Origin of the sequence: Methylobacterium persicinum, from assembly GCF_022179525.1 — a bacterium.
GTDB lineage: Bacteria > Pseudomonadota > Alphaproteobacteria > Rhizobiales > Beijerinckiaceae > Methylobacterium > Methylobacterium persicinum.
The window spans coordinates 32,166-53,889 of the sequence record NZ_BPQX01000020.1; the positions used below are offsets into that span (position 1 = coordinate 32,166).

At 69.2% G+C, this 21,724-nt stretch carries 21 protein-coding genes; 5 read left to right on the forward strand and 16 right to left on the reverse strand.

From position 1 onward, the window contains the following. Nucleotides 1-68 precede the first annotated feature (68 nt). Nucleotides 69-1,289, forward strand: a complete 1,221-nt coding sequence (locus MFF22_RS08475) for an efflux RND transporter periplasmic adaptor subunit (protein WP_370877574.1) — start codon at nucleotides 69-71, stop codon at nucleotides 1,287-1,289. A gap of 337 nt (nucleotides 1,290-1,626) precedes the next feature. Next, nucleotides 1,627-4,776, forward strand: coding sequence for a multidrug efflux RND transporter permease subunit (locus tag MFF22_RS08480; protein ID WP_238248526.1), 3,150 nt, complete (start codon nucleotides 1,627-1,629; stop codon nucleotides 4,774-4,776). A 301-nt stretch (nucleotides 4,777-5,077) separates the two neighbouring features. Here MFF22_RS08480 and purQ read toward each other — a convergent pair whose 3' ends face one another. The 5 genes from purQ to MFF22_RS08505 form a co-directional block, all read right to left on the reverse strand. After that, a complete protein-coding gene (gene purQ, locus MFF22_RS08485) occupies nucleotides 5,078-5,758 on the reverse strand; it encodes a phosphoribosylformylglycinamidine synthase subunit PurQ (RefSeq protein ID WP_238248527.1) in 681 nt (226 codons plus the stop codon). Further along, nucleotides 5,758-5,997 carry a phosphoribosylformylglycinamidine synthase subunit PurS gene (purS, locus tag MFF22_RS08490; protein WP_238248528.1) on the reverse strand — a complete coding sequence of 80 codons (240 nt, stop codon included), beginning with the start codon at nucleotides 5,995-5,997 and terminating at the stop codon, nucleotides 5,758-5,760. The genes purQ and purS overlap by 1 nt, the downstream gene beginning before the upstream one ends. Nucleotides 5,998-6,160: 163 nt before the next feature. Beyond that, nucleotides 6,161-6,391, reverse strand: coding sequence for a hypothetical protein (locus MFF22_RS08495; protein WP_238248529.1), 231 nt, complete (start codon nucleotides 6,389-6,391; stop codon nucleotides 6,161-6,163). 96 nt (nucleotides 6,392-6,487) lie between these two features. Beyond that, a complete protein-coding gene (locus MFF22_RS08500) occupies nucleotides 6,488-7,087 on the reverse strand; it encodes an ActR/PrrA/RegA family redox response regulator transcription factor (protein ID WP_238248530.1) in 600 nt (199 codons plus the stop codon). Nucleotides 7,088-7,123: 36 nt separating this feature from the next. Beyond that, the gene (locus MFF22_RS08505; protein ID WP_238248531.1) at nucleotides 7,124-8,512 is read right to left on the reverse strand and encodes an ActS/PrrB/RegB family redox-sensitive histidine kinase; all 1,389 of its coding nucleotides are present in this window, start codon (nucleotides 8,510-8,512) and stop codon (nucleotides 7,124-7,126) included. A gap of 364 nt (nucleotides 8,513-8,876) precedes the next feature. Between MFF22_RS08505 and MFF22_RS08510 the strand changes: the two genes are divergently transcribed. Next, complete coding sequence (locus MFF22_RS08510) at nucleotides 8,877-10,157, forward strand: polyhydroxyalkanoate depolymerase (RefSeq protein WP_238248532.1); 1,281 nt, start codon at nucleotides 8,877-8,879, stop codon at nucleotides 10,155-10,157. A 12-nt stretch (nucleotides 10,158-10,169) separates the two neighbouring features. On the opposite strand, the gene MFF22_RS08515 is transcribed toward MFF22_RS08510, so the two are convergent. From MFF22_RS08515 to tsaE, 4 genes are all read right to left on the reverse strand, one after another. Next, entirely contained in the window at nucleotides 10,170-10,382 is a 213-nt protein-coding gene (locus MFF22_RS08515; RefSeq protein ID WP_238248533.1) for a hypothetical protein, read from the reverse strand. 215 nt (nucleotides 10,383-10,597) lie between these two features. Further along, nucleotides 10,598-11,380: an SDR family NAD(P)-dependent oxidoreductase gene (locus tag MFF22_RS08520; protein ID WP_238248534.1), complete on the reverse strand. Its 783-nt coding sequence runs from the start codon at nucleotides 11,378-11,380 to the stop codon at nucleotides 10,598-10,600. Nucleotides 11,381-11,422: 42 nt separating this feature from the next. Continuing rightward, entirely contained in the window at nucleotides 11,423-12,172 is a 750-nt protein-coding gene (locus tag MFF22_RS08525) for a nucleotidyltransferase family protein (protein ID WP_238248535.1), read from the reverse strand. A 39-nt stretch (nucleotides 12,173-12,211) separates the two neighbouring features. Further along, nucleotides 12,212-13,795, reverse strand: a complete 1,584-nt coding sequence (gene tsaE, locus MFF22_RS08530; RefSeq protein WP_238248536.1) for a tRNA (adenosine(37)-N6)-threonylcarbamoyltransferase complex ATPase subunit type 1 TsaE — start codon at nucleotides 13,793-13,795, stop codon at nucleotides 12,212-12,214. Between the two features lie 257 nt (nucleotides 13,796-14,052). Here tsaE and cynS point away from each other — a divergent pair, with 257 nt between their 5' ends. Further along, nucleotides 14,053-14,541, forward strand: a complete 489-nt coding sequence (gene cynS / locus MFF22_RS08535) for a cyanase (RefSeq protein ID WP_238248537.1) — start codon at nucleotides 14,053-14,055, stop codon at nucleotides 14,539-14,541. Nucleotides 14,542-14,547: 6 nt separating this feature from the next. On the opposite strand, the gene MFF22_RS08540 is transcribed toward cynS, so the two are convergent. The 7 genes from MFF22_RS08540 to moaA form a co-directional block, all read right to left on the reverse strand. After that, a complete protein-coding gene (locus tag MFF22_RS08540) occupies nucleotides 14,548-14,700 on the reverse strand; it encodes a hypothetical protein (protein WP_238248538.1) in 153 nt (50 codons plus the stop codon). Nucleotides 14,701-14,754: 54 nt separating this feature from the next. After that, complete coding sequence (locus MFF22_RS08545; RefSeq protein WP_238248539.1) at nucleotides 14,755-15,192, reverse strand: EamA family transporter; 438 nt, start codon at nucleotides 15,190-15,192, stop codon at nucleotides 14,755-14,757. A 34-nt stretch (nucleotides 15,193-15,226) separates the two neighbouring features. Further along, complete coding sequence (locus tag MFF22_RS08550; RefSeq protein WP_238248540.1) at nucleotides 15,227-15,838, reverse strand: carboxymuconolactone decarboxylase family protein; 612 nt, start codon at nucleotides 15,836-15,838, stop codon at nucleotides 15,227-15,229. 169 nt (nucleotides 15,839-16,007) lie between these two features. Continuing rightward, complete coding sequence (locus tag MFF22_RS08555) at nucleotides 16,008-18,260, reverse strand: xanthine dehydrogenase family protein molybdopterin-binding subunit (protein ID WP_238248541.1); 2,253 nt, start codon at nucleotides 18,258-18,260, stop codon at nucleotides 16,008-16,010. Between the two features lie 7 nt (nucleotides 18,261-18,267). Next, nucleotides 18,268-19,275, reverse strand: coding sequence for an FAD binding domain-containing protein (locus MFF22_RS08560; RefSeq protein WP_238248542.1), 1,008 nt, complete (start codon nucleotides 19,273-19,275; stop codon nucleotides 18,268-18,270). Then, nucleotides 19,272-19,799 carry a (2Fe-2S)-binding protein gene (locus MFF22_RS08565; protein WP_238248543.1) on the reverse strand — a complete coding sequence of 176 codons (528 nt, stop codon included), beginning with the start codon at nucleotides 19,797-19,799 and terminating at the stop codon, nucleotides 19,272-19,274. The genes MFF22_RS08560 and MFF22_RS08565 overlap by 4 nt, the downstream gene beginning before the upstream one ends. Nucleotides 19,800-19,971: 172 nt before the next feature. Continuing rightward, on the reverse strand, nucleotides 19,972-21,018 hold the full coding sequence (moaA, locus tag MFF22_RS08570) for a GTP 3',8-cyclase MoaA (RefSeq protein WP_238248544.1): 1,047 nt from the start codon (nucleotides 21,016-21,018) through the stop codon (nucleotides 19,972-19,974). 82 nt (nucleotides 21,019-21,100) lie between these two features. Here moaA and MFF22_RS08575 point away from each other — a divergent pair, with 82 nt between their 5' ends. After that, nucleotides 21,101-21,526, forward strand: a complete 426-nt coding sequence (locus MFF22_RS08575; protein ID WP_238248545.1) for a gamma-butyrobetaine hydroxylase family protein — start codon at nucleotides 21,101-21,103, stop codon at nucleotides 21,524-21,526. Nucleotides 21,527-21,724: the final 198 nt, after the last annotated feature.

Sequence of the window (21,724 nt, forward strand, 5' to 3'; positions counted from 1 at the left end):
GCCAGTCAGGAGCGACGCAAGCCGTGATCCGTCTGTCCGCCCTTCGTCCCGTCCCGCGTGCCTTCGCGCTGCTCTCGGCCGCACTCCTTGGCCTGAGCCTCGCCGCCTGCAATCGCCGCGAGGCCGCCACCCCGACGCCTCCGGTGCCGGAAGTCGGGTTCGTCAGCGTGCATCCGCAGGCGATCCCCTACGTGCGCGACCTGCCCGGCCGCGTCGCGCCCATGCGCATCGCCGAGGTCCGCTCCCGGGTCTCCGGCCTCGTGGTGAAGCGGCTCTTCGAGCAGGGCAGCCAGGTCAAGGAAGGCGACATCCTCTACAAGATCGACCCCGCCCCCTACGAGGTCGAGCTCGCCAGCGCCGAGGCGGCCCTCGCCCGGCAGGAGGCTGCCCTGGTGCTGGCCCGTCAGCAGGCCGACCGGCTGGAGCAGTTGCTCTCACGCGCCACCGCGAGCCAGGCGCAGTACGATGCGGCCTATGCCGGCAAGAAGCAGGCGGAGGCCGAGGTGGCCGGCGCCAAGGCCACCCGGGACCGGGCGCAGCTCAACCTGTCCTGGACCGACGTGCGGGCCCCGATCACCGGCCGGATCGGCCGGGCGCTCCTCACCGAGGGCACCCTGATCGAGCCAGGCCAGACGGGGGCGCTCGCCACGATCCAGCAGCTCGATCCGATCTACGTCGACATCACCCAGTCGGTGGGCGAATTGAACCGCCTGCGCCGGGACCTCGCCAGCGGCGAGCTGGCGCGGCTGGAGGAGAATTCCGCCAACGTCCACCTGATCATGGATGACGGCAGCCTCTATCCGCTCGCCGGTCGCCTGCTCTTCTCGGACGTGACCGCCGACCCGAGCACGGGACAGGTGACGCTGCGGGTGCAGTTCCCCAACCCGCACGACGAGTTGTTCCCCGGCATGTATGTCCGCGCCCGGATCAAGCAGGGCATCGATTCGGACGCCATCGCCGTGCCGCAGCAGGCGATCCAGCGCACCGATGACGGCCGGGCCGAGGTGTGGCTGATCCGGGACGACCAGACCGTGATGCGTCAGCCCGTCGAGGTCGGGCCGGTGGTGGGCCACGACTGGCTGATCCGCTCCGGCCTCAAGGCGGGGGAGCGGGTGGTGATCGACGGCTTCCAGAAGATCACCGTGGGCATGACGGTGAAGTCCCTGGACCAGACGCCGTCCCATTCCTCCACCGGGCCCGGTGCCCCGGCCCCCAAGCCCGACGCCGACGAGGCCACCGAGAAGGCCGACACCCAGCAGCGGGCGCAGGCCGCCGCCCAGCGCCGCTGAGGGGAAGCGCCATGTCCCGCCGCGAACCCCCCTCGCCCCGCCTGCGGGGAGAGGGCCGTTTGCACCTCGCCGTGCAAACGGGAAGCGCAGGCGAAGCCGCAGTGACGGTGAGGGGGCTCCCCGGAGGAGTCTCGTCCGGCACGCCCCCTCACCCCCGGCTGCCGCCTCGCCGCGCCGACATCCCAAGTCGGGCCTGCCCGACTTGGGCAACACAAGTCGGATCTCGGGCAGGCCCGAGGTCCGGGGTCGTCGCGGTCCTCCCCCCGCGAGACGGGGAGTGGGGATTCGTCCCGTCGGCCGTGAGCCTGTCCGAACCGCCCACCCAGGGAGCCACCTGATGGCCCGCTTCTTCATCGACCGGCCGGTCTTCGCCTGGGTCGTCGCGCTGTTCATCCTGCTCGGCGGCGCCCTGGCGATCCCGAACCTGCCGGTGGCGCAGTACCCGGTGATCGCGCCGCCCTCCATCGCCCTCTCGACGGCCTTTCCCGGCGCCTCGGTGGAGAGCCTCTACACGGGCACGACCCGGCTCATCGAGGACGAGCTGAACGGGGCGGCCAACATCATGAGCTTCGAGTCGACCACCGACTCGTTCGGCTCGGTCAACATCACCGCCACCTTCCGGCCGGGCACCGACCCGTCGCTGGCCTCGGTGGAGGTGCAGAATCGCCTGAAGCGCGTCGAGGCCCGGCTGCCCCTGGAAGTGCGCCAGAACGGCATCCTCGTGGAGGAGGCCTCCGCCGCGACCCTCAACATCATCACCCTCGTCTCCACGGACGGGGGCATGGACGAGGTCGGGCTCGGCGACTTCCTGATCCGCAACGTCATCAACGAGATCCGCCGCATCCCCGGCGTCGGCCGGGCGACCCTGTACTCGACGGAGCGGTCGCTCCGTGTCTGGGTCGATCCCGACAAGCTGCGCGGCCTGTCGCTCACCCCCGGCGACGTCAGCGACGCGATCCGCAACCAGAACATCCAGATCGCCTCCGGCGCCGTCGGCGCGCAGCCGAGCCCGTCCGCCAACGCGCTCACCGCGCCCATCGTGGTGAAGGGCCAGCTTTCCACGGTGGAGGATTTCGGGGCCATCGTCCTGCGGGCGAACCCGGACGGCTCCAACGTGCGCCTGCGCGACGTCGCCCGGATCGAACTCGGCGGCGACGCCTACCAGTTCTCGACCCGCCTCAACGGCGGCCAAGCGGCCGGCATCTCCGTCACCCTCGCCCCCGACGGCAACGCCCTGGAGACCGCCAAGGCCATCCGCGCCAAGATGGAGGAACTCGCCCAGTTCTTCCCGCCGGGGCTGAAATGGGACATCCCCTACGACATCACACCCGCGGTGAAGGCGTCCATCGAGAAGGTGATGCACACCCTCGTCGAGGCGGTGGTGCTCGTCTTCCTGGTGATGTTCCTGTTCCTGCAGAACATCCGCTACACGCTGATCCCGACCATCGTCGTGCCCATCGCCCTCATGGGCACGGTGACGGTGATGTGGCTCACGGGCTTCTCCGTGAACGTGCTGACCATGTTCGGCATGGTGCTGGCCATCGGCATCCTCGTCGACGACGCCATCGTCGTGGTCGAGAACGTCGAGCGCATCATGAACGAGGAGGGGCTTGCCCCGAAGGAGGCCACCAAGAAGGCCATGGACCAGATCACCGGGGCGATCATCGGCATCACCCTGGTGCTGATGGCGGTGTTCGTGCCGATGGCGTTCTTCCCCGGCTCGGTGGGCATCATCTACCGGCAGTTCTCCATCGCGATGGTGACCTCCATCGCCTTCTCGGCGCTGCTGGCCCTCTCGCTCACGCCTGCCCTCTGCGCCACCTTCCTCAAGCCGGTTCCCAAGGGCCATGGGCATGCCAAGGGCGGCGTGTTCGGGATGTTCAACCGGTTCGTGGACCGGGAGACCGCCCGCTATGGCCGCGGCACGGCGTGGTTCATCCGCAAGTCCGGCCGGGTGATGCTGGTCTACCTCGCCCTTGTGGCGGGGACGGCCTACGCCTTCGTCAACCTGCCGGAGGGCTTCCTGCCGGTGGAGGACCAGGGCTTCTTCACCGTCGACGTGCAGACCCCGCCCGGCGCCTCGTTCAACCGGACCATGGCGGCGGTGCGCAAGGTGGAGGAGCACCTGCTCGCCCAGCCCGGCGTCGCCACGGTGACGATCCTCAACGGGTTCTCGTTCTCCGGCCAGGGGCCGAACACCAGCCAGGCCTTCGTGACCCTGAAGCCCTGGGACGAGCGGGACGCAGCCAGTTCCGCGAGCGCCCTGGTGAAGGGCACCAACGAGGCCCTCGCCGGCTACCGCGACGCCACCATCGACGCCCAGGAGCCGCCGCCCGTCGACAACCTCGGCAACGCATCGGGCTTCTCGTTCCGCCTGCTGGACCGGGCGCAGCGGGGCTATGCGGCCCTCACCGCGGCCCAGGCGCAGCTCATGGCCATCGCCAAGCGCAGCCCGGTGCTCAAGAACGTGAAGATCGAGGGGCTGCCCGCCACGCCCCAGGCCGAACTCGTCATCGACCGGGAGAAGGCGGCGGCGCTGGGCGTGAAGTTCGAGGACATCAACGACGTCATCCAGGTGAACCTCGGCTCGGTCTACACCAACGACTTCCCGAACCGGGGCAAGATGCAGCGCGTCTACGTGCAGGCCGAGCAGCTGCAGCGGCTCAACGCCTCGGACATCCTGAACTACGCGGTGAAGAACAGCTCCGGCACGATGGTGCCGCTCTCGTCCATCGCGGAGCTGAAATGGGGAATGGGCCCGAGCCAGATCGTCGGCTTCAACGGCTACCAGTCGGTGCGCGTCACAGGCGAACCCCAGGCCGGCTACACCTCGGGCGACGCGATCGCCGAGATGGAGCGGCTGATGCTGCAACTGCCCAAGGGCTTCGGCTACGCCTGGACCGGCCAGTCGGAGCAGGAGAAGCAGGCCGGGAGCCAGGCGACCCTGCTGCTTGCCCTCTCGGTGCTGATCGTCTTCCTGCTGCTCGCCGCCCTCTACGAGAGCTGGGCGATCCCGGTCTCGGTGCTCCTCGTCATTCCGCTCGGCGTGATCGGCTCGGTGGCGGCGGTGCACCTGCGGGGAATGCCCAACGACGTCTACTTCAAGATCGGGCTCATCACGATCATCGGCCTCTCGGCCAAGAACGCCATCCTGATCGTGGAATTCGCCCGGGACCTGTGGAAGCCCGGCACCTCCGTGACGCGGGCGGCGATCGAGGCGGCGACGCTCCGCTTCCGGCCGATCGTGATGACCTCGCTGGCCTTCATCTTCGGCGTGGTGCCGCTGGCCATCGCCACGGGAGCGGCCTCCAAGAGCCAGCAGGCCATCGGCACCGGCGTGATGGGCGGCATGATCACCGCCACCGTGCTCGCGGTGTTCTTTGTGCCGGTGTTCTTCGTGGTTGTGATGCGCCTCTTCCGCCGCAAGGCGGTGCGGGAGGGCGAGGCGGCCCCGGCACCGCGCCTCCACGCCGACGCCGCCGAGTGAGGGGGGCGCACCCCTCCCCGTGGCACAAAAAAAGCCGCCCCGGGGGGCGGCTGAGCGAGTCTTCAGGGAGGCATCAAACAGAGTGGACGAGATCACTCGCACTCGACATCCAGAAAACTGGATGCCTCCTTCATAAAGCGAAAACCTTAACGGCTTGTTAAGTAAAGTTCGGCGACCACGACTGAGGATGCTCGAAATCAGTCTATCCAAGCCCTCACCTCATCCTGAGGTGCTGCAAAGCAGCCTCGGCGGGCACCCCAGGATGAGGTCCGGGATGGGATGATACCGAGAGGGGAGAGCCTTAAGCCGCCAAGCTCTCGAACAGGCCGCGGCCGTCCGTGCCGCCGATCAGGCCTTCCACGAAATTCTCCGGATGCGGCATCATCCCGAGGACGTTGGCCTTCTCCGAATAGATCCCGGCGATGCTGTTCAGGGAGCCGTTGCGGTTGGCCGCGACGGTGATATGGCCGGCCTCGTCGCAGTAGCGGAAGGCGACCCGGCCCTCGCCCTCGATCCGGGCAAGGGTGTCGGCATCGGCGAAGTAGTTGCCCTCGCCGTGGGCGACGCAGACGTCGATCACCTGTCCCTGCGTGTAGGACCGGGTGAAGCGCGTGTCGGCGCGCTCGACCCGCAGGGTCTGCCGGTGGCAGATGAAGCGGCGGTCGACGTTGCGCATCAGCGCGCCGGGCAGAAGTCCCGACTCGCACAGGATCTGGAAGCCGTTGCAGATGCCGAGCACGAGGCCCCCCCGGGCCGCGTGGGCCCGCACCGCGTCCATGGCCGCCGCGCGGCCGGCGATGGCGCCGCAGCGCAGGTAATCCCCGTAGGAGAATCCCCCCGGCAGGACGGCGAGGTCGGTCCCCGGCGGCAACACCGTCTCGGCATGCCACACCATCGAGACCTTCGCCCCCGACAGCCGCAGCGCCCGCGCAACGTCCGCTTCGCGGTTCGACCCGGGGAAGACGACGATCGCGGCGTGCATCAGGCGATCTCGATCGCGTAATTCTCGACGACGGTGTTGGCGAGCAGCTTCTCGCAGGCCGCCTTCAGGGTCGCCTGCGCCGAGGCGGCGTCGGGCGTGGAGACCTCAAGGTCGAACACCTTGCCCTGGCGCACCCCCTCGATGCCGTTGATCCCAAGCGACTTCAGGGCGGCCTCGATCGCCTTCCCCTGGGGATCCAGCACGCCGGTCTTCAGGGTGACGGTGATTCGGGCTTTCATCACTGTGTACTCACCGGTTGCCGAACGCGCACCGCGCTGGCGACATCGAAGATGTGATCGGCGATCCTTAGAGCAGCCGGAACACCTTGTCGAACGCTCTCAAGCATCGTGATCCGGTCCGCAAGACGGCCCGGAACATGGCAGCCTCAGGCCCTGCGCGGTCTCAGGATCGCCGGGGGGCGGACAGGGGTTCGATGCTCGTCGCCCGCCGCCAGAGCTGGACCATGATCCACACCGCGAACAGGCAGAAAAGCCCCATCAGCACATGGCCGACCCGATCCCCGAGATCGAACAGGCCGGCCAGCGCCCAGCCCGCTGCGATGGCCACGGCGAACACCTCCGTGCCCACCAGAACCATCATGCTCAGGATGGTGATCGCATTGCGTGCGTTCACGGGTCACACCTTTTCCGCCCGGCGACCGGGCCCGCAAGGCGCCGTGCTAACCCAGGCCGGGGCGGCGGCGCAAGCGGCGCCACCGTCTCCCGCTGGTCAGCGCGGGGCGCGCTTGGCCAGGATGCGCTGGAGCGTCCGGCGGTGCATGTTGAGCCGTCGTGCCGTCTCGCTGACATTGCGACCGCACAACTCGTACACCCGCTGGATGTGCTCCCACCGCACCCGGTCGGCCGACATCGGATTCTCCGGCGGATCCGCCCGCTCGCCCGGCTGGGCCATGAGCGTACCGTGGATCTCGTCGGCGTCGGCCGGCTTGGCGAGGTAGTCGAACGCCCCGAGCTTCACCGCCGTCACCGCCGTGGCGATGTTGCCGTAGCCCGTCAGGATGACCCCCCGGGCCTCCGGCCGGCGCTCCTTGAGCCGGGCGATGACGTCGAGGCCGTTGCCGTCGCCGAGCCGCATGTCGATGACGGCGAAGGCGGGGGCATGGGCTTCCACGGCGGACACGCCCTCGGCGACGCTCTCGGCCACCTGCACATGATAGCCACGGCTCTCCATGGCCCGGGCGAGGCGGGTCGAGAACGGCTTGTCGTCGTCCACGATCAGCAAGCTGCGATCCGAGAAAGCGGCGAGCGGATCAGCGTCGTTCAATATCACGGCCTCGGAGGCCGGAGCAGTCCCGGATTGCGTGAGCATCGGGAACTCCTTTCGATGATGTCTTCTCTGAGTTCTCTATATAGGCACGATGTCGCGTGACGGCAGGGGCGTGGAACCGCTTATCTCGGGTGAATGTCGCGGAACGGCGCCGCGCTCGAAGATGTGACGGGCCCAGGAAACCCGCACGATCGCGCCGTGCTGTTCCTGCCCGAGGGCGTTCGAGAGGGTGATCTGCGCGCCGGAGCGCTCGATCAGCGTCTTGGCGATGAACAGCCCGAGGCCGAGGCCCACCGTGGCCGTGCCCCCGGGCTGGGATTGCTCGGCGCTGCGCGTCGTGACGTAGGGCTCCCCGGCCCGGAGGAGCACCTCCGCCGAGAAGCCCGGCCCGTCGTCGCGGATCTCGATCCAGACCCGCTCGTGGTTCCAATGGCCCTCGATGGAGACCCGCGTCTCGGCGAAATCCGCCGCGTTGTCGAGGATGTTGCCGAGGCCGAACATCACCCCGGGGTTCCGGCGGCAGGACGGCTCCGGCCCCTCCCCCCGGCAGGACGCGTCGATCACCACGCCCAGGGCCCTCTGGGGGGCGACGAGTTCCTCGACGAGGTGGCTGAACGTCACCGTGGTGAGGAATCCGCCCCCGTCCCCGTCGCCATCCCCATCGCCGTCCAGGGAGGTGAGCTTGCCGAGGATGCTCCGGCAGCGGTCCACCTGCTCCCGGAGCAGGGCGAGGTCCTCGGCGACGGCGGGGGAGGCGTCGGGCCCGATCTGGCGGATCAGTTCCTTGGACACGACCATGATCGTGCCGAGGGGCGTACCGAGTTCGTGCGCGGCGGCGGCGGCGAGCCCGTCGAGCTGCGACAGGTGCTGCTCCCGGGCCAGGACCAGTTCGGTGGCGGCCAGCGCCTGGGCGAGCAGGCGTGCCTCCTCCGCCACCCGCCACGCGTAGACGCCGGTGAAGGCCGTGCCGAGGAGGATCGCCGTCCAGACCCCCGAGACGTAGAGGAAGGGGAGTTCGATCCGGCCGTCGGCGAACCAGGGCAGCGGCCGGTGGACCAGGGCCAGCAGGGTGGCGAGGCCGATGGCGAGGAGCCCCAGTGCCAGGGTCCGCTCCGGGGGCAACGCCGTCGCCGAGATCAGCACCGGGGCGAGGAAGAGGAGCGAGAACGGGTTCTGCAACCCGCCCGTGAGGAACAGCAGGGCGGCGAGCTGCACGATGTCGAAGGCGAGCAGCAGGGCCGCCGAATCGGCGTTCAGGCGGTAGCTCGCCGGGAAGCGGATGCGCAGGGCAAGGTTCAGCCACGACGAGGCGGCGATCACGAGGAAGCACCAGCCGAAGGGCAGGTTCAGGCCCAGCCCGAACTGCGCCCCCACCACGGCCGCGCTCTGCCCGGTGATGGCGAGCCAGCGCAGCCTGACGAACGTGTCGAGGCGAAGCTGTCGCGCCCGGCCGTCGAGTCCCGACAATCGCTCCTGGATCGTATGCATTGCCTGACTCTAGGGTGCGATCGGCAAAACTGAAATCATCCCGTGCGAAAACCACAGACGCGGCTCGTTCCCGTCGGCGGATCCTGGAGAAATCCGGGCGGCGGCGTTCATTCCCACGGCGTCCCCAAGGGCAGGCCGCTCTTGTGGCGGGCCGCTCTTGTGGAGGGCCGCTCTTGTGGAGGGCCGCTCTTGGGCCAAGCGTCCGGCCCGGCGGATCGGGATCGCGCCCCCGGTCGTTGAAGTGACGCACTTCCTAACGTCGGGCGAATCTCCACTTCGCCTGGACGTGCGTCCTCTTCGCCGCCCCGTCGGCGGCGAACGGGATGCCACCAAGGAGACCGCCATGCTGCTGGCTTACGGGATGTTCGAGGGCGCGCGAATGATGATGGCGCCGGCACGGCTGGCCGTCGACATCACGCGCCACAGCATGCAGAGCCCCGCCAATCCCCTGGCCTATTCCCCCTATGCCCGCTCCATCGCCGCGGGCTGCGAGATGTTCGAGCGCGTGACCCGGCGCTACGGCAAGCCGGCCTTCGGCTTCACCCACACCGTGGTGGAGGGGCAGAAGGTCCAGGTCACCGAGCGGGTGGTGTCGGAGCGGCCGTTCTGCCGATTGGTCGCCTTCGACCGGGCCTTCCTCACCCCTCCGACCGAGCCGCAGCCGAAGCTGCTGATCGTCGCGCCGATGTCGGGCCACTACGCCACGCTCCTGCGGGGCACCGTCGAGGCGATGCTCCCGAACCATCAGGTGTTCGTCACCGACTGGACGGATGCGCGGATGGTGCCGCTGCTTTCCGGGCCCTTCGACCTCGACAGCTACATCGACTACCTGCGCGATATGTTCGCCGAGCTCGGCCCCGACCTTCACGTCATGGCCGTGTGCCAGCCGGCGGTCCCGGTGATGGCCGCCGTCGCGCTGATGGAGGCCGAGGACGAACCGCACGTCCCCTCCTCGATGACCCTCATGGGCGGCCCCATCGACACCCGCCGCTCGCCCACCGCCGTGAACTGCCTCGCCCAGGAACGCGGGCAGAAGTGGTTCGAGAAGAACACGATCAGCCTCGTGCCGCCGATCTATCCGGGGGCCCTGCGCCGGGTCTATCCGGGCTTCCTGCAGCTTTCGGGGTTCATGGCGATGAACCTCGACCGGCACGTCACCGCCCATACCGACATGTTCGCGCATCTGGTGAAGGGCGACGGCGATTCGGCCGAGAAGCACCGGGAGTTCTACGATGAGTACCTCGCGGTCATGGACCTCACCGCCGAGTACTACCTGCAGACGGTCGAGACGGTGTTCGTGAACCACGACCTGCCGCGGGGGCGGATGACATCCCGCGGGGTGCGGGTCGATCCCGCCGCCATCCGCCGCTGTGCCATCCTGGCGGTGGAGGGGGAGAACGACGACATCTCCGGGGTCGGCCAGACCAAGGCGGCCCTCGACCTGACACCGAACCTGCCGGCCTCCCGCAAGGCCTACCACCTGCAGGAGGGCGTCGGGCATTACGGCGTCTTCAACGGCTCGCGCTACCGCGCGGTCATTGCCCCGCGGATCGCGAGCTTCATCCGCGAGATGGGCACCGGGGCGAAGCAGTCCCGCCCGGCCTACCTGCGCAGCGTCGGCTGAGGCGGGGCGGCCTCAGGCCGCCTTGGCCTGCACCACCGCTCGGGGTCCGAACAGGGCCTGGTACAGGGCGCCGGGCGTCCGCGAGCGGCCATCGCCGTCGATGATCGCCACCTCGGAGCGGCCGGCGGCGACGAGGCTCATGGCCTGATCGAGGGCCGATAGCAGCGAGGCATGACGATGGTCGCGGCGGCCGGCGGCGCAGCGGGCGGTGACGATGTAATTCACGGGTTGCGATCCTGGGACGTCCGGCCCCGCGCTGGGGCATACGGCACCGTCTCAGTGCCCAGCAATAACGGCCACCTGTTGATTGAATGTTGTCTATCGCAAGAATTCGTTGACGATCACGCCAATTTGAATTGTACATAAACTTTTGGTGCGTTCCGCGCACTGTCGAGGGCGACCATCCCCTCTCCCCGCCTGCGGGGAGAGGGGATGCAGCCCTAACGCCCGCCGCCCCGCAGGGCCGGGAGCCCGATCCCGGTGGCCTCGAAACCCCCGTCGACCGCCACGACCTGACCGGTGACGTATCCGGCACGCTCAGAGCACAGGAACACGATCACGTTCGCCAGCTCGCTCTCCAGCCCGTAGCGGGCCAGCGGCACGGCGTCGTGGTAGGCGGCGCGGATTTCCGGGCTGTGGACCGCCTGGGCCATGGCCGTGTCCACCGGGCCGGGGGCGACGGCGTTCACGCGGATGCCGTGCTGGGCGAGTTCGATGGCCTGCTGCTTCGTGAGCTGGGCGAGGCCGGCCTTGCTGGTGCCGTAGGCGACCCGGAGCGTCGAGGCGCGCAGCCCCGAGATGGAGGTGATGTTCACCACCGCCCCGCCGCCGCCCGCGGCCATGACGGGCGCGGCGGCCTGGGTGCAGAGGAACGGGCCGGAGAGATTCACCGCGAGCACCTTCGACCAATCCTCGAAGGTGGTCTCGAGCAGGGGCTTGAAGATCGCGATGCCGGCATTGTTCACTAGGGCGTCGAGGCGGCCGAACCGGTCCACGACCTGCTGCACGGCGGCCTTCACCTGCGCCGGGTCGGACACGTCGGCGGTGATCGCCAGGGTCGTCTCGGGCTGGGCGAGGCGGGAGACCGTCGCCTGCAAATTCGCCCCGTCGATGTCGAGGAGGGCGACCCGCCAGCCGTCTTCCAGAAACCGCTCCGCCGTGGCGAGGCCGATGCCCCGCGCCGCGCCCGTCACGAGGGCGGTCCGTCCCTGGGTGTCCTGCACGGTGCGATCTCCTTCGCGTGGTGGGCCGGCCGGCCCTTGAACTCAGAGGATGCGGGCGCTCGCCTGCACCCGCTCCTCGGCGGCGCGGATCGCCTCCGGCGTGCCGACATGCAGCCACTGGCCGTCGAGGCGCATGCCGGAGAGCCGCCCGGCGGCGATGGCCTTGTCGAACAGGAGGTTGAGGGAGAACGACCCCTCCGGCGTGTCGGCGAACAGGGACGGCGTCAGGATCGCGACGCCCGCGTAGATGAAGGGCGCCACCTTGCGCTCGCCGCGCCGCTCCAGGCACCCGTCGGCCTCCATCAGGAAGTCGCCCGCGCCCTCGTAGCCGAGGCTCGTCGTGGTGGGCGCGACGAGGAGGAGCGCGTCCATCCGCGCCCCGTCCCAGCCGGCGATCAGGCGCGCGAGGTTCGGCGCCGGGCCTTCGAGCCAGAACGAATCAGAGTTCATCACCACGAAGGGCGCGTCGCCCAGCAGGGGGAGGGCCTTCCGGATGCCGCCGCCGGTCTCGAGCAGGGCCTCGCGCTCGTCGGAGATCGTGATCCGCGGCGCCCCGGACCGGTGGGCGAGGTGGCCTTCGATCAGGTCGGGGAGCCAGTGGACGTTCACCACCGCCTCGGTGAGGCCGGCCTCGGCCGCCCGGTCGAGGGCGTGATCGAGGAGGGCCTTGCCCGCGACCTCCACCAAAGGCTTGGGGACGGTCGCCGTCACCGGCCGCATGCGCTTCCCCAGCCCGGCGGCGAGGACGAAGGCGCGGGTGATGCCCTGCGGGTTCGGGGAGGCGTCGCTCATGGGCTCAGGCGGGCTCGCGGCGGAAGATCGGGGGCGAGATCAGGGCGCGGGAGACTCGGCGACGAGGCCGGGCAGGTGCTGCGCATGCCAGTCCCGCAGGGGGGCGAGGGCGGGATGGGCGAGGTTGCGGGCGAGGTAGCCCTCGATCCGTGGCAGGTGGGCGAGATAGCTGGGCTTGCCGTCCCGCCGGTCGAGGCGGGCGAAGATACCGAGGATCTTCGTCGCCCGCTGGGCGGCGAGGAGGGCGTAGGCCGTGGCGAAGGCGCCCATGTCGAAATTCGGGTCCCGGGCCCGGCGCTCGCGGACGTAGAGGCCGAGCAGCCTCAGCTCGAAATCGGCGCTGGCATCGACCCGGGCATCCTGCAGCAGGGAGGCCACGTCGTAGGCGGGATGCCCCATCACCGCGTCCTGGAAGTCGATGACCCCGACCCGCTCCAGCCCCTCGCGGGTCGGCAGCCAGATCAGGTTGGGGGAATGGTAGTCGCGCAGGGTCCAGGTCGGTCGGGCGGGCATGGCCCCATCCAGGGCCTCTCGCCACAGGGCGACGAACGCCGCGCGCGCCTCGTCGGTGAGGGTCACGCCGCGGATCGCAGGCGCGTACCATTCGGGCAGGAGCTCCGCCTCGAACAGCAGGGCGTCCTTGTCGTAGGCGGGGATGACGTGGTCGATCCCCGCGGCCACCGGCAGCACGGCGGGCAGGTCGGTGGCGTGGAGCTTGGCGAGGAGGCGCACCGCCTCGGCGTAGCGCTCCGGCCGGGGCGCCCCGGCCTCGACCACGGGCTCGGTGCCGAGGTCCTCCAGGATCAGGAGGCCCTCCGCGAGATCCTCGCCGTAGATCTTCGGCGCCGAGAAGCCGAGCGCCCGGAGTCCCCGGTCGAGGGCTACGAAGGCGTGGACGCTCTCGGCGAGGTGGACGATGGCCGAATAGGGCTTGCCGTCGCGCACCGGCGGCCCGTCGGACCGGGCCGGGGAGATCATCAGCACCGCGGTGGTGCCGTCGGGCTTGCGCAGGCGCTCATAGGCCCGGGACGAGGCGTCCCCCTGCATCAGGATGCGTTCGGCGTCGTCCCAGCCGGCCCGGGCGAGGAGCTTGCGCACCGCCCTCGCCCGGTCGATCCGGGCGCGCATGCCGCCGAACCCCTCGATCCGGGCGAACCGCGAGCCCTCGCCGAATTCCGGCCGCAGGGAGAGGGTCACGGCCAGGAGCGGCCCGTCATGGGGCGGCATCTTCTCCGGCCACTCGATCAGGGTGATCGCCCCTTCGGCCATCTCCTCGAAGCCGAGTTCGGTGAGATCGTCCGCATCGCGCAGGCGGTAGAGGTCGGCGTGGACGACGGAGCGGCCGTCGCGGGCCGTGTAGGGCTGGATGAGCGTGAAGGTCGGGCTCGGCACCTCGAGGCCGGGATCGCCCGTCAGTTCGCGGATGATCGCCCGGGCGAGGGTCGTCTTGCCGTCGCCGAGCCCCCCCGTGAGGGCCACCCGGTCCCCCGGCAGCAGGATCTCGCAGAGGAACAGGCCGAGATCCTCCGTGGCCGCCTCGTCGGGCAGCACGAATTCCCAGGCGGGGGCCGCTGGTGCCCCCTCCCCTCCTCCCTCGCGCACATCCTGTTCGTCGCCGGCCAAAACCACCTCCGCGAGCCTTGGCGCATGGTCCGTAAAGCGGTGACCGATGCAAGTCTTATCCCGCCCAATCCCATCCCCCCGGCGTCTAACTCCGCCGGGCGGTGCAGGGAAACCACGCTCCCCGCCGTTCCGGTGCAGCGGGCGGGCAGACCCGGTCCCACCCGCGCCGTCAACGACCCATGGCACACGGTTTGCCAAAGCGGCACGCCATGATGTCGGGCTCGGGACAGCGGTCCGGCATGGCGCGGAGGACAAAGATGAAGCGTGAAGACCTCACCGAGAAGCTGCTCGACATTAAGCGTGAGAAGGGCTGGACCTGGAAGCACATCCACGAGCAGATCGGGGGCCTGTCGCCCTTCCTGATCACCGCCGCCTGCATGGGCCAGATGAAATTGCCTAAAGCGCAGGCACGGCGTGCCGCAGAATTGTTCGGCCTGACCGAGGCCGAGGAGCGCATGATCAACGAGGCGCCCTACCGGGGATCGATTCCGTCCATGCCGCCGACCGATCCGCTGATCTACCGCTTCTACGAGTTGGTCATGGTCTACGGCACGACCTTCAAGGAGCTGATCCAGGAGGAGTTCGGCGACGGCATCATGTCGGCCATCGACTTCAACATGGACATGGCCCGGGAGGCCAACAACAAGGGCGACCGGGTGAAGCTGACCATGTCGGGCAAGTTCCTGCCCTACAAGTATTACGGCAACGACGACGAGACGCCCGAATACGGCTTCAAAGAGCAGTAAGCAGGATCACTGCGATGCCGTCACGCTGATCATCGGCAGGGTGACAGCGAGGCTGGCCTCGGGCTCCCGCGGGGGGCCGAGGCTCGCCAGAGCCGCGAGGCCGAGGCCCAGGGACAGGGCGAGGAGCGAGGTCTCGAACCCGCGATAGATCCATTCCATCGTCACCTCCCGCGTCGAGAGGGGAGGATCGGCGGGAAAGGTTACGAAACCGGCCTACCAGCCCGACGCCACGAGGGCGGCCCCGGCCGCAATGAGCACCACGCCGGCCCAGGCGGCGGCGCTCAGGGTCTCCCCGAGCAGGCTCGCCCCGAGGATTGCCACCAGCACGACGCTGAGCTTGTCGATGGGGGCGACCCGGGCCGCCTCGCCAAGCGACAGGGCGCGGAAATAACACAGCCACGACGCCCCGGTGGCGAGCCCCGACAGGATCAGGAACAGGAGGCTGCGGCCGGAGATCGTGCCGAGCGCCGCCCCCTGCCCCGTCGCCACGACGATGGCGGCGGCGAAGAGCAGGATCACCACCGTGCGGACGAGGGTCGCCACGTCCGAGGGCACCCCCGAAACGCCGACCTTGGCGAGGATCGCGGTCATCGCCGCGAAGACCGCCGAAAGGATCGCCCAGAACCGCCAGGATTGCAGCAGTGACGTCATCGCTTCTCGCCTCGACCGGGACCGCCGCCGCCCCTCACTCCGGCAGGCGCGGCAGAGGCGTCCCGTCCTTCGGAAGGGGATAGCGGGCGGCGTTCAACTCCATCGCCAGGAACGTGTAGTAGCCGCCGATGGCGGCGAGATCGACCGTCCCGGCCTTGCCGAAACGGGTCTCGGCGCGGGCGAAGGTCGTGTCCGAGACGCGCTTGTTCTCCTGCAACTCGGTCGTGAAGTCGTAGACGATGGCCTCGTCCTCGCTCATCGCGGCGGGCCGCCGCCCGTCGCGGATCGCCGCGACAATCTCCGGCGCGATCCCCGCCTTCTCGGCGATGGGCGCGTGCACGTACCACTCGTAATCCTGGGTCCAGCGCCGCGCTGTAACGAGGATCACCAGTTCGGACAGCGTCGTGCCGATCTTCGGCTTGTAGCGCAGGTAATCGCCCATGGACCGGGCAAGGCTCATGACCTCCGGGGAGTACATCAACGGCTCGAACGGGCCGAAGACCGGCTTCTTGCGCGCCTCCTCGAAGTCCTTGGCGGCCTGCTTCTGCTCGGGCGTGTACTGGTCGGGCGGGATGGTCGGCAGCCGGTCCTGGGCGACGGCGGCGAGGGGGAAGAGAACGAACAGGGCGGCAAGGCGGGTCTGCATGGATCGCACCTTCGGCAAGGGAGCCGCGTTTCTTGCCGATGCGGCCCCCGAACGCGAGGGGGACGCCACGCGACCGCGAAACGAAACGACCCGCCCCGTAAGGGGCGGGCCGCCGAGGGTCCGCGTAGTTTCTAGCGCAGAACCGACATCCATTTCAGCGGACGAAGCTTCAAAGCAGCTTGTCGATGGTAATCGGCATGTCACGGACGCGCTTGCCGGTGGCGTGGAAGACGGCGTTGGCGATGGCCGCCGCCGTTCCCACGATGCCGATCTCGCCGACACCCTTCACGCCCAGCGGGTTGGCCTTGTCCTCCTCGTCCACGAAGATCACGTCGAGGTCGTGGATGTCGGCATGCGCCGGCACGTGGTACTCGCCGAGGTTCCGGTTCATGAACCGGCCGAGCTGGTGGTCCAGCATCGATTCCTCATGGAGCGCCGAGCCGATCCCCATCACGGTGGCGCCGATGATCTGGCTCCGAGCCGTCTTGGGGTTGAGGATCTTGCCCGCGGCAATGGCCGAGACCACCCGCGTCACCCGCACCTGGCCCAGTTCCTCGTCGACCTTCACCTCCACGAACACCGCTTGGTGGGTGAAGCACTCGAACTCCTTGGCGAAGTCCGAATCCGGCCCCGCCTCCCCGATCACCTCGATCCGGTCATGGCCCCCGGCCTTCATCGCATCCGCGATGGCGACCGAGCGGGACGGATCGTCGGCGAGCGCGATGCGCCCGTTCGAGAAGACCACGCGCTCGAAATCGGCGTTGGCGAGGGGCGAATCGTCCATCTGCCGGGCCAGCACGAAGACCTGCGCCGCGATCTCCCGGCACGCCTTCATCGCCGCCGTGCCTGAGGACGCCGCCGTCCACGAGCCGCCGGCCACGGGGGCCTCGGCGAGGGAGGTGTCGCCGAGCTTCGTCGTCACGTCCTCCATCGACAGGCCCAGCGTGTCGGCGCCGATCTGCGTGAGGATCGTGTAGGTGCCGGTGCCGATGTCGCCGGTGGAGTTGCCGAGTTCGAGCTTGCCGTCGCTGGTGAGCACCGCGCGCACCTTGGACGGCATCATCAGTGCCTCCCAGATGCCCGAGGCGACGCCCCAGCCGACGAGTTCGCGCCCGTCCCGCATGGACCGGGGCTCGGCGTTGCGCTTGGCCCAGCCGAAGCGGGCCGCGCCCTCCTCGAAGCAGGATTTCAGCGCCTTCGAGCCGAAGGGCTTGTCCTCGATGGGCTCCCGGTCGGTGTAGTTGATGAGCCGCAGCTCGATCGGGTCCTTGCCGAGGTCCCGGGCCAGTTCGTCCATCGCGCTCTCGAGGGCGAACAGGCCGGAGACGGCGCCGGGCGCCCGCATGTCGCCGGGCGTCGCCGTGTCGATCTTGGCGAGCTTGTAGGTGAGCTTGACGTTGTCGCAGGCGTAGAGCGTGCCCGACCAGTTGACGATGTTCTCCTGGTAATCCTCGTAGTGCGAGGTGCCGTGAACGGCATCGTGCCGGAGGGCCTGGAGGGCACCGTCCTGGCCCGCCCCGAGGGAGACGGTCTGCACCGCCTCGGCCCGGTAGGTGAAGCTCCACATCTGCTCACGGGTCAGGACGATCCGCACCGAGCGGTTCAGGTCCCGGGCGGCCAGCATCGCCAGGAAGGCCTGGAACTGCGGACGCAAGCCCGAGCCGAAGCCGCCACCGAGATAGGGGTTGAGCACCCGCACCTGCTCCGGCTTCAGGCCGAAGGCGCCGGTGAGGTATTGCTGCGTGTTCGAGACACCCTGCACCTTGTCGTAGACGGTGTAGTGGCCGTCCGCCTCGACCACGACGGTCGTGGCGTGGGGCTCCATCGGGTTATGGTGCTCGTTGGCCATCCGGTACTGCTGGCGCAGCTTGATGGGCGCCTTGTCGAAGGCTCCGTCCGCATCACCCCACGGCTCCGGCGGCGGCTTGATGCCGTCGCGCTTCTTGGGCGGGTCGTAGGCCTCGCCGACCAGGGCGTCGATGTCGGTCCTGGGCGTCTCCGCCTTGTAGCCGACCTTCACCAGGGAGGCGGCGTAGCGGGCCGTCTCGAAATCCTCCGCGAGCACCACCGCCACCGGCTGGCCTGAGAACAGGATGGTGGCATCGAGCAGCGGCCGGTAGGGCACGCCGGGGGGCGCCACCGCGTCCTGGTAGACCTTCGGGTCCTCGGACATGTCCGGACGGTTCTCGTGGGTGAGCACCTTGATCACGCCGGGCACCGCTTCGGCCGCGGTGGAATCGATCCCCGTGATCGTGCCCCGGGCGATGGTGCTGGTGACGACGTAGCCGTGGGTGAGGCCCGGCGCCGAGAACTCGGCGGCGTACTTGGCGAGGCCGGTGACCTTCGCGGGGCCGTCGACGCGGCTGCGGGGGCTGCCGACGTGACGGTCGGTGCCGGAGGCGGGGCTGATCTGAATGGTCATCGGGACCTCACTGGATGCGCTTGTCGCTGAGCGACTGGGGCGTGCCCGCGGCGGCCTGTTCGAGGCCGCGCACGATGGCGCGCCGGGCGAGTTCGATCTTGAAGCCGTTCTCGGACTGGGGCTTCGCCTCGGCCACGATCAGGTCCGCCGCCTTGGCGAAGGTCTCCCGGGTGGCGGGCTTGCCGGCGAGCAGCGCCTCGGCCTCGGCGTTGCGCCAGGGCTTGTGGGCGACGCCGCCGAGGGCGAGGCGGGCGGTCTTAATGCTGTCGCCGTCGAGTTCGAGGGCGGCGGCCACCGAGACCAGGGCGAAGGCGTAGGAGAGCCGGTCACGCAGCTTCAGGTAGGTGTAGTTCTGCGAAAAACCCTGCTCCGGCAGGTCGACGGCGACGACGATCTCGCCGGGCTTGAGGGTCGTGTCCTTCTCCGGCTCGTTCCCCGGCAGGCGGTGGAACTCGGCGAAGGGGATCGACCGCTCGCCGTCCGGCCCGTTCACCTGCACGACCGCGTCGAGGGCGCTGAGCGCCACGCACATGTCGGACGGGTGGGTGGCGATGCACTTGTCGCTGGTGCCGAAGATCGCGTGGATGCGGTTCACGCCGCCGATCGCCGGGCAGCCCGATCCGGGTTCGCGCTTGTTGCAGGGCGTGCCCGCGTCATAGAAGTAGTAGCATCGGGTGCGCTGGAGCAGGTTGCCGCCAGTCGTCGCGGCGTTGCGCAGCTGAGCCGAGGCCCCGGCCAGGATCGCGTTGCGCAGGAGCGGGTAACGCTCCGCGACGCGGGAATCGTAGGCGACGGCGGCGTTGGTGGCGAGCGCCCCGAGGCGCAGGCCGCCATCCTTCTCCTCGATGCCCTTGAGGGGCAGGTGGGTGATGTCGATCAGCCGGCCCGGCTTCTCGACCTCGTACTTCATCAGATCGAGGAGGTTGGTGCCGCCTGCGATGAAGCGGGCCCCGGCCCCGAAGGCGCCGACCGCCTCCGCCACCGTGCCGGCACGGACGTATTCGAAGCGGTTCATCGGGCACCCCCGTGCTGCATCACATCCTCGATGGCATCGACGATGTTGGTGTAGGCGCCGCAACGGCAGATGTTGCCGCTCATGGCCTCGCGGATCTCGTCCCGGCTGTGGGCGTGGCCTTCGCTCATCATGCCGACGGCGGAGCAGAGCTGTCCCGGCGTGCAGTAGCCGCACTGGAACGCGTCGTGCTCGATGAAGGCTTCCTGGATCGGGTGCAGGTTGTTGCTGCCCTTCCGTTCGCCGAGGCTCGCCAAGCCCTCGACGGTGGTGATCTCGGCCCCGTCCTTCATCACCGCGAGGGTGAGGCAGGCATTCACCCGGGTGCCGTCCACCAGCACGGTGCAGGCGCCGCACTGGCCGTGGTCGCAGCCCTTCTTGGTACCGGTGAGGTCGAGGCGCTCGCGCAGGAGGTCGAGGAGAGTCGTCCAGGGGGCGACCTGAAGCTCCCGGCGCTGGCCGTTGATGGTAAGCGTGATGCCGATAGGCGTATCCGCCGAGACCGGCGGACTCTGTTCGAGCAGCATGGCGTCGTCCGCGAAAGGGGCCGGCAGGGCCGGCGGGAATGATCGGGCACCGGCCGCAGCGGCGATGCGCAACGCGACGGCCCGTGGGCGCCGTCGATAACCATTCCAAACTGTCCCTGTTCCGGGAATTCAAACCCTGCGACCGAAGGGACCCCACCTAGTACGGGGCGGCCTAGCCCCCGGTGACGCTCATGTGCCGCGGCACGGCGGCGGGGCGCTGGCGGGCGATGACGAAATCATGCCCCTTGGGCTTGCGCGAGATCGCCTCCTCCACCGCCCGGGCGAGGACGGCGTCGTCCCCAGTCGCCCGCAGGACGGCCCGCAGATCCGCCGAATCCTCCTGCCCCAGGCAGAGGTAAAGCTGGCCGGTGCAGGTCAGGCGCACCCGATTGCAGCTCTCGCAGAAATTGTGCGTCAGGGGCGTGATGAAACCGAGCCGACCCCCGGTCTCCTCGACGCGCACGTAGCGGGCCGGGCCGCCCGTGCGGTCGGGCAGGTTCGTGAGGGTGTAGCGGCTCTCCAGGCGCTGGCGCACCACCGAGAGGGGCAGGAACTGGTCGGTCCGGTCGGCCTCGATCTCGCCGAGCGGCATCACCTCGATCAGGGTCATGTCCATGCCGAGGCCGTGGGCCCAGGCGATCATGTCCGGAATCTCATCGCCGTTGACGTCCCGCAGGGCGACGGCGTTGATCTTCACCTGCATCCCCGCCGCCCGGGCAGCCTCGATCCCGCCGAGCACCACCGGCAGGTCGCCCCGGCGGGTGATGTCCTTGAACTTGGCCGCATCGAGGGTGTCGAGGGAGACGTTAATGCGCTTCACGCCGAGCGAGGCCAGCTCCGGCGCGAACCGGGCGAGCTGGGTACCGTTGGTGGTGAGCGTCAGCTCCTTCAGGGCCCCCGAATCGAGATGCCGCGAGAGCCGCCGGAACAGGTGCATGATGTCCCGCCGGACCAGGGGCTCGCCGCCAGTGATGCGGAGCTTCCTCACCCCGCGGGCGATGAACACGCCGCAGAGACGGTCGAGCTCTTCCAGGCTGAGCAGATCGCGCTTGGGCAGGAACTGCATGGTCTCGGACATGCAGTAGGCGCAACGCAGGTCGCACCGATCCGTCACCGAGATGCGCAGATAGGAGATCGCCCGCTGGAACGGGTCGATCAGTGGCGCCGGTCCCGTGCCGTGCGGCGGAACGGTCGGCGGAAGGGAGATGGCATCGGACATCAGTCGGGATATGATGGGAGGAACGCCCAGGGGCAAGCGCGCCCAGTGAGCGCAACCCCCGATTGGCCTGAAGGTGTGACCGTTGAACCCATCACCGGACCAAGAGTTCTGGCCGACCGAGCTTCGCCTGTCGCCGGACAAGAAAATCCTGACCGTCGCCTTCGATGACGGGACGCGCTTCACGCTCCCGGCGGAATACCTGCGGGTGTCGAGCCCCTCGGCGGAGGTGCAGGGTCATTCCCCCGCCGAGCGCAAGGTGATCGGCGGCAAGCGCAACGTGGCGATCCTGGCGGTGGAGCCCGTGGGCAACTACGCGGTGAAGCTCGCCTTCGACGACATGCACGATACCGGCCTGTTCGGCTGGGGCTATCTTCACGAGCTCGGCCGCAACTACGTCCGGCGGTGGGAGACCTACCTCGGCGAGCTCGCCGCCCGCGGTCTCGACCGGGATACGATGGCGCCGGCCAAGTCGGGCGGCTGCGGCTCGGGCTCCTGCGGCTGCCACTGAGATCGTGCGTCCCTGATCGTCGCTGACCCCGTCATTGCGAGCGCAGCGAAGCAATCTAGGGATCCGCCTCGTCCTGGGGCGTCCCGCTGCCCTGGGTTGCTTCGCTTTCGCTCGCAATGACGGCTCGGATTCACGGTGAGGGTGCCCAGCCCCACCCTTCCCCCTCATCCTGAGGTGACCGCGTCAGCGGGCCTCGAA

Excerpts from the sequence above, each read along its gene's own strand:
- cynS (WP_238248537.1), top strand. The coding sequence starts at position 14,053 with ATGAAGCGTGAAGACCTCACCGAGAAGCTGCTCGACATTAAGCGTGAG.
- MFF22_RS08565 (WP_238248543.1), bottom strand. The coding sequence starts at position 19,799 with ATGCTGCTCGAACAGAGTCCGCCGGTCTCGGCGGATACGCCTATCGGC.
- purQ (WP_238248527.1), bottom strand. The coding sequence starts at position 5,758 with ATGCACGCCGCGATCGTCGTCTTCCCCGGGTCGAACCGCGAAGCGGAC.
- purS (WP_238248528.1), bottom strand. The coding sequence starts at position 5,997 with ATGAAAGCCCGAATCACCGTCACCCTGAAGACCGGCGTGCTGGATCCC.
- MFF22_RS08480 (WP_238248526.1), top strand. The coding sequence starts at position 1,627 with ATGGCCCGCTTCTTCATCGACCGGCCGGTCTTCGCCTGGGTCGTCGCG.
- MFF22_RS08545 (WP_238248539.1), bottom strand. The coding sequence starts at position 15,192 with ATGACGTCACTGCTGCAATCCTGGCGGTTCTGGGCGATCCTTTCGGCG.
- MFF22_RS08560 (WP_238248542.1), bottom strand. The coding sequence starts at position 19,275 with ATGAACCGCTTCGAATACGTCCGTGCCGGCACGGTGGCGGAGGCGGTC.
- MFF22_RS08500 (WP_238248530.1), bottom strand. The coding sequence starts at position 7,087 with ATGCTCACGCAATCCGGGACTGCTCCGGCCTCCGAGGCCGTGATATTG.
- moaA (WP_238248544.1), bottom strand. The coding sequence starts at position 21,018 with ATGTCCGATGCCATCTCCCTTCCGCCGACCGTTCCGCCGCACGGCACG.
- MFF22_RS08555 (WP_238248541.1), bottom strand. The coding sequence starts at position 18,260 with ATGACCATTCAGATCAGCCCCGCCTCCGGCACCGACCGTCACGTCGGC.
- MFF22_RS08540 (WP_238248538.1), bottom strand. The coding sequence starts at position 14,700 with ATGGAATGGATCTATCGCGGGTTCGAGACCTCGCTCCTCGCCCTGTCC.
- MFF22_RS08550 (WP_238248540.1), bottom strand. The coding sequence starts at position 15,838 with ATGCAGACCCGCCTTGCCGCCCTGTTCGTTCTCTTCCCCCTCGCCGCC.
- MFF22_RS08510 (WP_238248532.1), top strand. The coding sequence starts at position 8,877 with ATGCTGCTGGCTTACGGGATGTTCGAGGGCGCGCGAATGATGATGGCG.
- MFF22_RS08525 (WP_238248535.1), bottom strand. The coding sequence starts at position 12,172 with ATGAGCGACGCCTCCCCGAACCCGCAGGGCATCACCCGCGCCTTCGTC.